The following is a 13,285-nucleotide window of genomic DNA, read 5'->3' as shown; positions in this document are numbered from 1 at the left end:
AAACAACGCCTCCTCCAGTTCCAACAGATCGGTCGGCAGCACGCCGATGCCGTACGGGTTATTAAATGTATGCGGAGGAAGACGGAATTATTTCACTTTTACACATTCTTTACCGAGCAGCTCTTCTATGCGCCGGAAAAGCTCCGGGGAGGGCCTTACCTTGTATTTATCGCTTAAGCCCAGCGTTTTTTGGCTTTTCTCATAGTAGAGTACAACCGGCAGCGCCCCCGTATGCTGCGCAATCAGCCGCTTCAGCTCGGAGAGAACGCCGGGCTGCTCATGCTGCGCGGGGATTCGGATATACACCCGCTGGGATACCGGAGCAGCCGAGGCCCCGGCGGCCTTCGGCGCAGCCGGCTGCCTGCGGGCTGGCGGGGACGGCCCTCGTTCGCTTCTGGAAAACTTGCCTCCCGCCGCGGAAGCAGCGGGTTTGACCGCCTTCTGCTCCAGGTGCGGGTCGTCCAGCGCCAGCAGCTGGTTGGCAAACAGCTTATAGTCCTCGTCTCCGAGCTGCAGCTTGGCCATGATGAGCACCGGCTTTCCCTTCTGCACGAGCGGAGCGTATTTTTTCCACACCTCCGGGAAGAGGACAACCTCCGTTTTGCCGACACGGTCTTCCAGTTCCATGAACGCCATCGGCTGGCCTTTCTTGGTCACGATCGTCTTGCTTGCCGTGACCAGCCCGGCTACCATCACATCGCTTCCGTCAGGATATTCTTGCAGCGATGACAAAGGATCAAGCTCAAGCTTATGCAGTTTGGACTCGAACTCGTCAAGCGGACTGCCGGAGATATAAAGACCGGTCAGTTCTCTTTCCAGCTCAAGCTGCTGCGTCAACGTAAATGGAGGGATATCCGGATATTCTACCTCCCAATTCACCTCTTCCGTAAACCCAAATCCTTCCAGAACGAGTTGCAGATCCTCACGGTCCTTTCGCCACTTGACGGCCGCATCGATGGCCTCCTCCAGCATCGCCAGCAGCTGAGCGCGGTGTCCCGGCAGCGAATCGAAGGCGCCCCCTTGAATCAATGATTCCATCACGCGCTTGTTGCATACCCGCAGATCGATGCGCCGGCAGAAGTCGATCAAGCTTTGGTAGGGACCGGATTCCCTCTGTTTCAGGATCGATTCGATCGCGGTTGTGCCGACATTTTTGATGGCTGCCAGCCCGAAACGAATGGCGCCGCCCTCCCGGGTTTGGACCGGGGTAAACAAAAAGCCGCTCTCGTTCACATCCGGCGGCAGAACCGCTATGCCCATCCGCCTGCATTCATCCACGTATTCCGCCACTTTATGGTGGCTGCCCATGACTGCGGTAAGCATCGAAGCCATGAACTGCACAGGATAATGAGCCTTTAAATAAGCCGTCTGGAACGCCAAAACGCCGTAAGCCGTCGCATGAGCCCGCGGAAATCCGTAGTCCGCGAAGCGGACGATCATGTCGTACACCCGGTTCGCTTCGGCTTCGCTGTAGCCCTGTCCCAAGCTGCCTTGAACGAAGTGGGACCGTTCCTGATCCAGTACCTCGCGTTTCTTCTTGCTGACCGCTCTGCGCAGCAAATCCGCTTCCCCCAGACTGAAACCGGCCATCAGCGAAGCGATTTGCATGATTTGTTCCTGGTAAACAATAATGCCGTAAGTATCCCGAAGAATCGGTTCCAGCGCTTCATGCGGATATTCCACCTGCAGTTGTCCGTGCTTGCCCCCGATATACTTCGGAATAAACTCCATCGGGCCCGGCCGGTACAGGGCGAGAACCGAGACAATATCTTCAAAATCCGACGGCCTCAGCTCCTTGAGCACGCGCCGAACCCCTTGCGATTCGAGCTGAAATATGCCAGTCGTGTCTCCGCGGCCCAACAGTTCGTAGGTCGCCGGATCGTCCATCGGCACCTGTGTCCAGTCCGGAGGCGTACCGGTCTGCTCGCGGATCCACTCCACTGTACGCTCAATGATGGAAAGCGTACGCAGTCCGAGAAAATCCATTTTGAGCAGCCCTATCGCTTCCAAATGCTCCATCGGATACTGCGTCAGCGCTGTCTGCTCGTTTCCTTCCTGCAGAGGCACGTACTGGGTCAGCGGCTCACGCGAAATGATGACGCCCGCCGCGTGTGTAGACGCATGCCTCGGCATGCCCTCGACCTTCATGGCAAGCGACAGCAGTTCCGCCGTCTTGGGCTGCCTGTCGGCCAGCGCTTTCAGCTCGGGACTGACGCGCAGCGCTTCCTCCAGCGTCATGCCGAGCTGATTGGGAATCAGCTTCGCCGCGCGGTCCACTTCGTTATACGGCACATTCAGCGCCCGTCCCACATCCCTTACCGCCGCTTTAGCAGCCATCGTACCGAAGGTGATGATCTGGGCGACCCGATCCCTGCCGTATTTTTGAACCACATAGTCAATGACTTCATCGCGTCTAAGATCGCTGAAATCGATATCGATATCGGGCATCGACACCCGCTCGGGATTAAGAAACCTCTCAAACAGCAGGTTGTAGCGAATCGGATCCACATTCGTGATATTCAGCGTGTAGGCAACCAGACTGCCCGCGGACGAGCCGCGTCCCGGTCCCGTAGCGATGCCCCGTTCATGCGCAAAACGGATGAAATCCCACACGATCAGAAAATAATCGGAGTAACCCATCCTTTCGATGACGTCGAGCTCATACTGAAGCCTCTGCTCCACCGCTTCCCTCCACGCCGCGTCCTGCCATTCCTTGAGAGCGGAGTAGCGTCTTTTAAGCCCTTGCCCGCAAAGCTCCGCAAGATACGCGCCGGCCGTTAACCCTTCCGGAATCGGATCGAACTGCGGGAGGATGAACCGCCCAAATTCAAGCTCCAGATTGCAGCGTTCGGCAACAGCCGCCGTGTTCGCTATCGCTTCCGGTACATGGGCGAACATCCGTGCCATCTCGTCTTTACTCTTGAGATACAGCTGTGAAGAATGAAAGCGGAGCCGCTCTTCGTCCTCCACGGTTTTGCCCGTGCCGATGCACAGCAATATATCCTGCACCGCATGATCCTGCTCCCGTACGTAATGCACGTCATTGGTGGCGATCAGCGGAATCCCTGTCTCACGGCCAAGCCTGATCATCTCGTACATCACTTTTTTTTGCTCCGGAAGCCCGTGATCCTGCAGCTCCAGAAAAAAATCGTCTCCGAATATCGCCCGGTACCTGAGCGCCGCTTCCTTCGCTTCCTCATAGCGTCCGTGCAGCAAATGCTGGGATACCTCGCTCCCCAGACAGGAGCTCGTGCACACCAGTCCTTCCGAATAGCGCTCCAGATGTTCGAGATCGATCCTCGGCTTGTAATGATAGCCTTCCATATGCGCAATGGAACAAAGCTTCATCAGGTTTTGATAGCCGGTCTGATTTTTGGCGAGCAGAATCAAATGATAGATGGGCTGCTCCTGTCTGGTGCCCTTTGTACGTAATGAACCCGCAGTAAAGTACATTTCACAGCCGATGATCGGCTTGATGCCCCGTTCCTTGCACGCGCGGTAAAAAGGAATAACACCGTACATCACGCCATGGTCCGTAAGCGCCAAAGCCTCCATGCCGAGCTCGGCCGCTTGCTGAACCAGATCCTGAATGCGTGCGGCGCCGTCAAGCAAGCTGTATTCGCTGTGCACATGCAAATGGACAAAATCGATATCGCCCATCCGGGCCGCCTCCTATACTTACTGAATCCCTCAAAAAAATCTTGTACCTATTTTAGCATAAGGCGAACAAGTGTGCCATATATTTAGATGAAGAAGCATTCGAGGGTCGGGGCCGGCAGGCTGCTTGCGGGGGACAACCTCTTTCAGCATGGGTCCGCCCTATAGCGAACAGTCAAAGAACGGGAAAGGGTGGAAATGATGGCGGTATTTTTATCCAAATGCTTGCTGGATTTTTTCGTGGCGTTCGGGGTTGTTTTTGGGGGAACCATGCTGGCGGGAATCAGCGCCGTCATTACATTGGAGCCTCCCGTATACAAAATGATGAATGTGTCGGAGCAGATCAAAATATGGGCTATGGTAGCCGCCATCGGCGGAACGATTGATCCGATCCGGGCGATCGAAACTCATTTTCATGACGGCCACATTTCTCCTGCCATTCAACAAATCATGTACATCGTGTGCGCATTTATCGGGGCCCATATGGGCACGACGCTTATTCAATGGATCTGCAAGGGAGGGAGCAGCGGTTGAAAATTCCCCCTCACGAATCGGCAGGAAATGTTTTGCGTGCGGTAGGATTGCTGATTGCCGGCATGATCATCGGCGCCGCACTTTTTCTAAGTATCTATAACCAGCGCCTTAATATGATGATTGTTCAGAACAGGGAACTCGTGTCTGAAAATGTCAGATTGGAGGGGGAAGTGGAGGACTTGAAAAAAAACAAAAATCAACAAAATACGATCAACCTGCTGAATATTTATGTGGAATCGGCCGACGATTCTCCATTGGATAAAATAACGGAAAGCGAGCTGAAGCGCCGAATCCACGGTGAGCTCAAAAAAATTATCGTCGGCCGCAAAATTTCGGATTTTGCAGCCATGCCGGATGTGTACGAGCAGATTCTAAAAGAAAAACCTTATACGGGGGTTCTGGACAAGGACTACATCGTCCAATCGGTCAGATGGATCGTCTTGACGCAAACGGAGCTCAAGGTTTGGGTCACGGTCAAGGAATGGAAACGAATTCCGATGGCGTAATCGCCCCCGATTCATCAGGTGGTAACCGGTTGATTTTCATGGCGGAAATCGGTAAAGTGATTACTAAAGAATGTAACCTGTCGACAAGGATGTGCCTTTCCAACATGATTGCCAATATTCAGATCGCTCTCAGCACACTCATTTTCATCGCACTTGGCTTTTCCGTTTTTTACAGCTATCGCTTCCGCAGAGAGACGGACCCGAAACGCGGAGGCTTGCTCTCATCCAAGATGAATATTGCGATGGGGATCATGCTGATTATCATCTCCATCACCCAGTTGTTCTTCTTTGAGGATTCGGTTATCAGGCGAATTTTCGGTACGGTGTGCCTTCTTCTGGGATTGTTTAATTTCTACGCAGGTCTTCGCAATTACTTCCACTTCAAGCGCTAAAAGCCATACGAACCGTCCGGGGCTTCCGGCGGTTATTGCTTTTCATATGACCGTTTTACAACATTTTATACTTAATATTTCGTGATTTGCCTGCATAGGATGGAAGTAGCTTACATCCTTAGGAGGTGTCCGATCATCATGGAGAAGGCTCCCCATGCAGGGCAGCAGCAGCCCATTTACGAGTTGGAAGCCAATGCCTTGGAAGTCATAGGCAAGTGCAAAGAAAAACTTCTTCACGTGTGCTCCCAACACATACACAAGCCCGTGCGCGTACAAACCGTTCACGGCCAGACCTTCGACGGCATCATCGTGCATGTCGACAACCACCACTTATACCTGCAAACGCTGCCGGGACACAGCCGGGCTTTACTGCCTGGTCCTTATCCTTACTTTCCGTACTATTCGTACTACAGCAATGTCATTTTACCTCTTGTATTATTCGATCTGCTTGCCATCACCCTGCTCATTTAATCCGGCAGAACCGAACAAGGACAACGGTACGCAAAAAAGAGGCCATTTTCACCCTGCACAGGAAAAAAAGGCCTTTTTTGCGTATCCATTATTTTTTTACCTGCAGCAGCTTGCGTCTGCCCTGCAGCGCCTGCTCCATCTTCCACCGCTTCATGCGCTTCACCTTCAAAAGCTCCCGTTTCGTTTCTTCCTCCACGCCCAGCAGCTGATGCAAATGGGCCGCCACTACAAGCAGAGCAAAAGCGATCCAGCCGATGCCGAATACCGATTCAAGCGACCAGTCAAGCCCCGTCGTTTTAAGCTTCGGTACAGCGTAAATCAGCATGCCCAGCGTCAGCCCTATAAATACGATATTTTTGATTCCTTTCATGATTGCATGCCCTCCTCCCTCTCAAAAGACTTGTACAATCCATTGTATGAAGGATGAGGTCCGAATATCACCGTTCAGGCTCCTTGTGCAGACGACTTCGGCTTGGGACGGCGCAGCAGCCGGACAGCCAATCCGTATGCGTAAGTCAGAATCCATGGAATGATCAGACTCAGAGCGAACGCCGTAAAGGTATACAGATGGTACTGCCCGATCGCTCCGCTTTCATTCGGAAAATGAGTGCGGTAGTAAGTCAGCACCGCCGGATGAATCAAATAAATCCCGAAGGAAACGGCCCCCAGCGCCATTAGCGCCCGGGCCGCAGGCATGGCGAAGCGAATCAGCAATTGTCCCAGCCGGATCAAGCTCAGCCCTGCTAACGCCGCATAAACGAAGAAGAGCACATGATACCAGGCTCCGTCAAGAACAATGCTTGTCCGACCCTCCAGCATGAACAGTCCCAGGAAGCTGCAGCCTATGACGACGGCAGCCGGCAGCACCCATGCGGCATGTCTTCTCAGCCAGGCGGCAAACGTCTCATAATGAAGACCGATCCAGCCGCCCAGCGTGAACATGCTGAAATAATTGACGCAAAGCGACGGCATGTGGTTGATCGGCTCCACCCAATGGTTGTAGGAGTAAAAGACCGCCTGAATGACAAGACCGATCCATATCAGGCTTCTCCTGAACCAGGCAAACCGGCAGAGCCACATCATCAGCGGAAACAGCAAATAAAACTGGACGATAATCACCATAAAGTACAAATGATAAGATGCCTCGGCCCATGGCAGCAAATCGGCGAACCTGGACCAATCCATATGCAAGTTTTCCCTGTCGAAAATCCACTGGTTGTACAAGTAATAGAACAACGACCAGAGCACATAGGGAAAGAGCACATGCTTCACACGCTTGACGTAAAATTGAAGCACCTGCTTGCCGCCAAAGCTTTCGCCCTGATATTTGTAAAAAAGTACGATTCCACTCACGATAATAAAGACCGGAACGGCAAAATTGCTCAGCTTGTTCAGCGCCAAATACATGGCCTGTGAGCCACTTCCAATCGGAAGCTCCACGGTAGCATCCGACGTCGAATGAATAATCAGCACCGCCAGTATGGCGATGGCCCGGACGACGTCCAGCTCTAACAGCTTCGGTTTTGATTTCGGTTTTGCAGTAGCCACGATCAGGTTATTCCTTCCTTTGAAAATAATCACTTTGCAACTTCTCATGACATTGTAACATATTCGGGAGCATGGAACGAATCTCTGATTTGCCATATCCGCGAGAAAATACTTACAATCACTTATAAATACTTGCATAATTTAAGTAATAATGCTTATAATTGATAAAAACGAAGGGGTGAAAGGAGCGGACCATGTACCAAGAGGAGCGATTGATCGCCATTTTGGAGCATATTCGGCAGCATCAGCGAATCTCCGTCGAAGACATCTGCGAGTTGTTTCAGGTTTCGAGGGATACGGCTCGCCGGGATATCGTCAAGCTTGAGGAGCAGGGCCAGATTCTGCGTACCCGCGGGGGCGCGATATGGCGCGGGCTCAATAAAGATGTCTCGGGCTACGGAGACCGGCTTCAGGAGGAGCCCGCCGTAAAACGGGCCATCGGACGTCTGGCCGCCTCCCTGGTGCAGACAGGAGACTACTTGTTCATGGACGCCTCGACCACCGTCATGAATGCGGCGGAAGAGCTGCGCACGGACGGGCACGTGATCGTGACCAATTCCATCGACATCGCCGGACTTCTCTCGCAAAGACCGGGCATTACCGTCCATCTGCTCGGAGGCGTCGTGCATCCGCGTCACCGGTTTATCTTTGGTGCACGGACTCTCGAAATGCTGCGTGATTATCAGGCCGACAAGCTGATCATCGGCACCAGCGGGATTACCCCCGACGGACTGACAAACCCTTTTGAAGAAGAAGGGTATGTGATGAAAGAAATGATGCGCAGAAGCGATCAGGTCATTGTGCTGGCGGACCATACGAAATTCGGGCTTCGCCAATTTTACCGGGTAAACGGGCTGGAAAGCATCGACATTCTGATCACCGACCGCGAGCCGGAGGACGGGATGAAAGAAGCGCTGCTGCGCCACGATATCAATATCATGATTGCCAAAGGAGAGAACGAACCATGATCCGATTGATTGTCAGCGATTTGGACGGCACTCTGCTGCACAACCATAAGGCCGTTCGTCCGGAAGACAGACAGGCGCTCCAAGAAGCAAAGGCACAAGGGATTGCCGTTGCATTCGCTTCCGGAAGAATGCGGCCTGAAATCGTCAGCGTCATGGAGGAGTTGGGGATTACCGGTCACGCGATCTCCCAAAACGGCGCTTACGTGCACACCGCGGAAGGAAAGCTGATTCATCAAAGCGCATTTGAACGCGAGCTGATCGCGGATCTTGCGCAGGCGGCTTCCGGTACACCCTTCCTGACCCTGATCGCCGCCCCCGACAGCTATGTCGTAGAACGCTGGAGCGAACGGGCGGAAGAGCTGAGCAGCCGTCTGATGGCTCCGCTTGTGGAAATGAACGACCTGCAGGAAAAGCTGGGCCGGCAGCTAGTATGCGGCAAAATCTCCTTCATGGGCGATGTCGGCGAGCTTTTGCAGTTCCAGAAGGTGTTGAAAGGCAAGTATGGCGAAGCCATTGATGCCTATATCTCTGATGTGGACTGCATGGATGTCATGCCGCGGCACACCTCCAAGGGCACCGGACTGCTCTCGCTTCTTGAACATTTGGGCATGAAGCTGGAGGAGACCGCCTGCTTTGGCGATTCGTTTAATGATTTATCCATGTTCGCAGTCACGCCGCACAGCTTTGCGATGGCTGCCAGCCACCCTGACGTTCAGGCAAAAGCGGCGCACTCTGTATCGGGTGTAGCGGAAGGCATTAAACGGATCCTCTCACACAATGCCTCTCTTCACGGACGCTCGAACCGGAGCAGCTGAAAGGGCCAGAACCGCCTTCGGCGGCGGATTGTCACTGTTACGCTAAAAATCACAAGGGCTGTCCCTCAGTCATCCAGTTACTCCAGGGTTGACTTATGGGACGGCCCTGTTTTTGTTTTTGAAGGTAGTTTACAGATTCCTATTTATGCTGATGGCGTTATTTCTTAAGTGTTTTATCCGAAGAGTACATTTTCAGCATTCTTTCAGCTTCCAAAACTAAAATTTTTGAAGAATCCCGTCGATATACGATGGGTGAGGTTTCCAAAATTATGTCGTCGATCAAAGCAGGAAGACGAGCTCATGGAGGCCCCTATTCAGACGAAAGACTTTTCATCTAAAAGGAGGATTGCGGTTTCAAAGTCACGAAGAATGCCCAAATTGGGCTTGCAGCCGGGAGACTGGAGAAGGTCTTTTTTTTGACAAAGATTGACCTATCAGAAAAATGACTAAGGAGATGATACTATATGGGCTTGCGGGCAAAAAAGCTTTTGCTGGGGTTACTTGTTTTGACGATCGTATCAAGCAGCTTTGGCGCAATGAGCGCGATGGCTGCGGAAATTTCCAGTCTGGTGCTGAATAAAAACGAGCTGACGCTGGAGGTTGGCAGCACCGCAGCTTTAACAGCTACGGCCGTGCATACTAACGGAACGACAGAAGAGGTGACGGTTAAAACGGACTGGAATTCAGGAGCATCGGATATCGCATCGGTATACGCGGGAGTGGTCACCGCAAAAAAAGAAGGAAAAGCCGTCATCACGGCGACTTACCTGGGAAAAACCGTGATCGTAAACGTGACCGTGAACAAGCGTGTCCGGTCGCTGATCAAGGATAAGCAAACCATCGATTTACGCAAAGGCAAATCGGAACAGGTCACCCTTACCGCCTATTATGATGACGGTGCCTCGGAAGACGTGACTTCGAAAGCCGATTGGAATATCGATAATGGTCAGGTCGCTACGGTGGTCAACGGCTTGGTTACGGGGCAAAATTCAGGTACGGCTATCGTTTCGGCCAAATATAACAACCAGTCCGTATCGATCCCGGTCAATATCGAAATTGTGAAGCGCGTCGATCCGGATAAATCGAAAGTATCTTTATTATTAAACGATTCGGATACCGTACAGCTGCTGGCCACTTATCCGGACGGGTCCTCGGAAGACGTCTCGGACAAGGCTGAATGGGAATCGGACAACCCGGATATCGCCGACGTTCTGAAGGGAAAAATTACCGGATACGGTCCGGGACAGGCGACGATCACCGGATCTTACGGAACGAAATCGGCCACGATTAAAGTGGATGTCGATCATGCCATCAAGCTCGATCTCGGAATGGAAAACATATTAATGAAAAAGAACGACACCCGGCAGTTGAAGCTGACGGCAAGCTACGCCGAAGGAAACACAGAGGAAATTACCGGCCGGGCGGAATGGTCTTCGAGCAATGAAGCTGTCGTTAGCGTCGTCAAAGGCAAATTGTTTGCCAATGCATCGGGCGAAGCGATCATTACGGCAAAATACGGTCAGAAAACAGCGGCCGTGACCGTCGACGTCGATGTGCCGAAAAGGCTGGAGCCGGAAAAGGATACGCTGGATCTGCAAACGGGCAAAAGCGATTCCATCGTATTATGGGCCACATATGCTGATGGTACGCAGGAAGATGTAACGGACCAGGCCAAATGGTCGATTGACAATGATGCCGTCGCTTCCGTTTTGAGCGGCAAGGTAACCGCTTATAAAGCCGGTGAAGCAACCGTGACGGCCAATTACGGCGGTAAAAGCGTTGCGATTAAAGTATCCGTGGACATCCCGATTACGATCAAGCCAAGCTTGAAAACCGTCAGCTTTCAAGTCGGCGGCTACGAACAGGTTACACTAAGCGCCATTTACAGCGACGGAAGAACCGTGGATATTACCGATAAAGCGGAATGGTCGACAAGCTCTTCGGCCATCGCCGAAGTAAGCAAAGGCCAGATTACCGGTGTAGGTACCGGGGCTGTTACGATTACGGCCAAGTACGGAACAAGATCGACAACCGTCCAAGTATCCGTCGGCGTGCTGAAAAGCTTGACTACAACAAGCCAGACCATCCTGTCCTTGAAAAAAGGAGCGGCTCAAGCTCTTGACTTGACTGCAACGTATACGGACGGTACGACAAAGAAGGTTTCCACGGAAGCCGAATGGACAAGCTCGAATGCCAAAGCGGCATCGGTTGATGCGGGTGTGGTTACTGCTGTTGGCTCCGGGGAAGCGACCATTACGGCGTCATTTGAAAGCAAGACGGTGACCTTTACGGTTCAAGTGGATATGGCCGACAAGCTGACGGCAAATCCGGCTTTTCTTCATTTCGATTTGAACGAAACGAAGGCGATTACGTTAAATGCCACCGATGCAAACGGAACGGTCAAGGATGTAACGGCGGAAGCGGATTGGACATCGAGCAATACCGCGATCGTCACGGTGGATAAGGGCACGGTGACTCCAGTCTCACGCGGAAAAGCTACGATTACGGCAAAATACGGCGGCAAAACGGTCTCGATATCTGTAGAGATCGGTGTCGTACAGACGTTGGAGGTGGATAAGCGGTTCATTTCCACGAAATCCGGGTCTACGGAACAAATTACGCTGACCGCCACGCTTTCGGACGGAAGCAAAAAAGACGTAACCGCCAGCGCTCAATGGAAATCAAGCAATTATAAAATCGCCAATGTAAACAATGGTTTAGTAACGGGCGTATCCGCAGGCAATGCGACGATCTCCGTATCTTTTGGCGGCAAAAGCATTGCGATTCCTACAGAGGTCGACAAGCTGAAATATTTGAAAACGGACGTTGTTAAGGTAGAGTTGAAGCAGGGGGCCACTGCAAAGGTAAAAGCGACCGCTACCTTTGCTGACCTGTCGGAGGAAGATGTTAGCGTTCCGGCGCTATGGACCTCGTCCAACATTCGCGTTGCCGATGTGAAGGACGGGATCATCAAAGCTACCGGGAAAGGGAAGGCGACGGTTACGGTAAGCTATGCCAAGAAGAAAACGACGGTATATGTCATCGTGAACTAACCGGTAACATCCAGCTTTTATCATCTTTTATAAAATGATAAGGATCCGCCGAAGCGGATCCTCCTGCTTGCAGACAAACCTTCCTGACGGAAGGAGCTGCAGGCTTTTTTTATCGAATGAAACCGTATGGAAACCGGACGGCCTTAAGGACAATGAAGCCTTAAAACAAGTGGCCTTTCACCAGATCCCACTCGTGAATTTCGTAGCTTCTGGCCCCCTGAACAATATAAGGATCCTGTTCCACCCACGATTTCACTTCTTCTTCGTTTTGTGCGATGTAAACGACCAAGCCGCCGCCTCCGTCCGCGAAGCGGCCGTTCGCAAAGAGCCTGCCCGCATTGCGCTGCTCCTCCAGAAAGGCCAGATGCTGAGGACGATAGATCTGACTTTTTTCCGCATCCTTCATGGGAAGGAACACGGCAAAATACTTCCGCTCTGTCTTCACGCTTGCGCGTTCTTTGTTGTATAAGTACATGGACGACATATCTTTGTCGCCGAATCCTCCGGCCTTCGCGGATGCGAGCATCGTCCCGGCATAAGAACCGAGCGGAATCGGGGTGCCGCTTTCCTGAGCCATCGACTCGAGCAAGGTCATGTCTTTGTGCAGCAAATTTAAAGCGAAGCCCGGCTCGAATGCATTCTTCTGCACAAATTGCGTGTAGTGCCGGTCATAAATCCGGCTCTGAGCGAAGCTGGCGCTTAATATTTGATGCAGCGTCTCTTTGGAAACGCCCATAGCTTCACCGAGCACCATCGCTTCGCTCGCGGCCTGGGTATGTATTCCGACCATCAGCTGATTGATCAGCTTCACCACGTTACCGCTGCCTGTCGCGCCAACATGGTAAATGTTCTTTCCGACGACCTCTAAAATGGGAAGAACCTGATCAAATACAGCCTTCTCCCCGCCCACCATAACGGACAGCGTGCCCTGCTCGGCTCCTACGGTTCCCCCGCTGACAGGAGCATCCAGGAAGAACATGCCGGCTTCTTCCGCACTGGCTGCGATCTTCCGGTTCAGGTCGGGAGATACCGTACTGAAGTCGATCAGGATCAATCCCTTCCGGCCGTTTGGAATGACTCCGTCGTCACCGAGGAACACTTTTTCCACATCAGCGGGCATGGGAAGGCAGGTCATCAGTACATCCACATCCTGAGCCAATTCAGCTGCGGATCGTCCCGCTTTCCCTCCGGCATTCACGAAAGCATCTTCTTTGGCCTTGCTTCGATTGACGCCGTACACTTCGTAATTCGCCTTCACCAAATTCCGAGCCATTGGGAGCCCCATATTGCCAAGTCCGATAAAAGCCAGTTTCATGGTCATTTTTCCCCCTCCAAATTGGA

The 13,285-nt window shown here is 52.4% G+C and carries 11 protein-coding genes; 7 read left to right on the top strand and 4 right to left on the bottom strand.

Features of this window, described 5'->3' with window-relative positions:
* Positions 1–87: 87 nt before the first annotated feature.
* Positions 88–3,660 (bottom strand): DNA polymerase III subunit alpha, encoded by a 3,573-nt coding sequence (locus NR121_RS18055; protein ID WP_062406951.1) that lies wholly within the window; start codon positions 3,658–3,660, stop codon positions 88–90.
* Between the two features lie 198 nt (positions 3,661–3,858).
* Here NR121_RS18055 and NR121_RS18050 point away from each other — a divergent pair, with 198 nt between their 5' ends.
* From NR121_RS18050 to NR121_RS18035, 4 genes are all read left to right on the top strand, one after another.
* Positions 3,859–4,191 carry a YtrH family sporulation protein gene (locus NR121_RS18050; RefSeq protein WP_062410828.1) on the top strand — a complete coding sequence of 111 codons (333 nt, stop codon included), beginning with the start codon at positions 3,859–3,861 and terminating at the stop codon, positions 4,189–4,191.
* Positions 4,188–4,697, top strand: a complete 510-nt coding sequence (locus NR121_RS18045; protein WP_062406949.1) for a sporulation membrane protein YtrI — start codon at positions 4,188–4,190, stop codon at positions 4,695–4,697. The genes NR121_RS18050 and NR121_RS18045 overlap by 4 nt, the downstream gene beginning before the upstream one ends.
* A 38-nt stretch (positions 4,698–4,735) precedes the next feature.
* Positions 4,736–5,089 carry a YtpI family protein gene (locus NR121_RS18040; protein ID WP_235594323.1) on the top strand — a complete coding sequence of 118 codons (354 nt, stop codon included), beginning with the start codon at positions 4,736–4,738 and terminating at the stop codon, positions 5,087–5,089.
* A gap of 138 nt (positions 5,090–5,227) precedes the next feature.
* On the top strand, positions 5,228–5,560 hold the full coding sequence (locus NR121_RS18035) for a hypothetical protein (RefSeq protein ID WP_054819319.1): 333 nt from the start codon (positions 5,228–5,230) through the stop codon (positions 5,558–5,560).
* Between the two features lie 88 nt (positions 5,561–5,648).
* Here NR121_RS18035 and NR121_RS18030 read toward each other — a convergent pair whose 3' ends face one another.
* Together NR121_RS18030 and NR121_RS18025 are read right to left on the bottom strand one after the other, a co-directional pair.
* A complete protein-coding gene (locus NR121_RS18030) occupies positions 5,649–5,930 on the bottom strand; it encodes a hypothetical protein (RefSeq protein ID WP_062406947.1) in 282 nt (93 codons plus the stop codon).
* Between the two features lie 74 nt (positions 5,931–6,004).
* The gene (locus NR121_RS18025; protein WP_235594234.1) at positions 6,005–7,108 is read right to left on the bottom strand and encodes an acyltransferase; all 1,104 of its coding nucleotides are present in this window, start codon (positions 7,106–7,108) and stop codon (positions 6,005–6,007) included.
* Positions 7,109–7,302: 194 nt separating this feature from the next.
* Between NR121_RS18025 and NR121_RS18020 the strand changes: the two genes are divergently transcribed.
* The 3 genes from NR121_RS18020 to NR121_RS18010 all read left to right on the top strand — a co-directional run bounded on the left by NR121_RS18020 (position 7,303) and on the right by NR121_RS18010 (position 11,944).
* Complete coding sequence (locus NR121_RS18020; protein WP_054819317.1) at positions 7,303–8,076, top strand: DeoR/GlpR family DNA-binding transcription regulator; 774 nt, start codon at positions 7,303–7,305, stop codon at positions 8,074–8,076.
* A complete protein-coding gene (locus NR121_RS18015) occupies positions 8,073–8,891 on the top strand; it encodes a Cof-type HAD-IIB family hydrolase (protein ID WP_062406945.1) in 819 nt (272 codons plus the stop codon). The genes NR121_RS18020 and NR121_RS18015 overlap by 4 nt, the downstream gene beginning before the upstream one ends.
* Positions 8,892–9,355: 464 nt before the next feature.
* On the top strand, positions 9,356–11,944 hold the full coding sequence (locus NR121_RS18010; RefSeq protein ID WP_062406943.1) for an Ig-like domain-containing protein: 2,589 nt from the start codon (positions 9,356–9,358) through the stop codon (positions 11,942–11,944).
* A 160-nt stretch (positions 11,945–12,104) separates the two neighbouring features.
* Here NR121_RS18010 and NR121_RS18005 read toward each other — a convergent pair whose 3' ends face one another.
* A complete protein-coding gene (locus NR121_RS18005) occupies positions 12,105–13,265 on the bottom strand; it encodes an NAD(P)-binding domain-containing protein (protein WP_235594233.1) in 1,161 nt (386 codons plus the stop codon).
* Between the last annotated feature and the right edge of the window lie 20 nt (positions 13,266–13,285).

This window comes from Paenibacillus sp. Pae15, assembly GCF_024519685.1.
In the GTDB taxonomy this organism is placed as follows: Bacteria; Bacillota; Bacilli; order Paenibacillales; family NBRC-103111; genus Paenibacillus_G; species Paenibacillus_G naphthalenovorans.
This window is presented reverse-complemented; position numbering and strand designations above follow the sequence as displayed.

Coding starts and splice junctions, on each gene's coding strand:
- NR121_RS18035 (WP_054819319.1), top strand. CDS start 5,228: ATGGAGAAGGCTCCCCATGCAGGGCAGCAGCAGCCCATTTACGAGTTG.
- NR121_RS18030 (WP_062406947.1), bottom strand. CDS start 5,930: ATGAAAGGAATCAAAAATATCGTATTTATAGGGCTGACGCTGGGCATG.
- NR121_RS18010 (WP_062406943.1), top strand. CDS start 9,356: ATGGGCTTGCGGGCAAAAAAGCTTTTGCTGGGGTTACTTGTTTTGACG.
- NR121_RS18015 (WP_062406945.1), top strand. CDS start 8,073: ATGATCCGATTGATTGTCAGCGATTTGGACGGCACTCTGCTGCACAAC.
- NR121_RS18005 (WP_235594233.1), bottom strand. CDS start 13,265: ATGACCATGAAACTGGCTTTTATCGGACTTGGCAATATGGGGCTCCCA.
- NR121_RS18050 (WP_062410828.1), top strand. CDS start 3,859: ATGGCGGTATTTTTATCCAAATGCTTGCTGGATTTTTTCGTGGCGTTC.
- NR121_RS18020 (WP_054819317.1), top strand. CDS start 7,303: ATGTACCAAGAGGAGCGATTGATCGCCATTTTGGAGCATATTCGGCAG.
- NR121_RS18055 (WP_062406951.1), bottom strand. CDS start 3,660: ATGGGCGATATCGATTTTGTCCATTTGCATGTGCACAGCGAATACAGC.
- NR121_RS18040 (WP_235594323.1), top strand. CDS start 4,736: ATGGCGGAAATCGGTAAAGTGATTACTAAAGAATGTAACCTGTCGACA.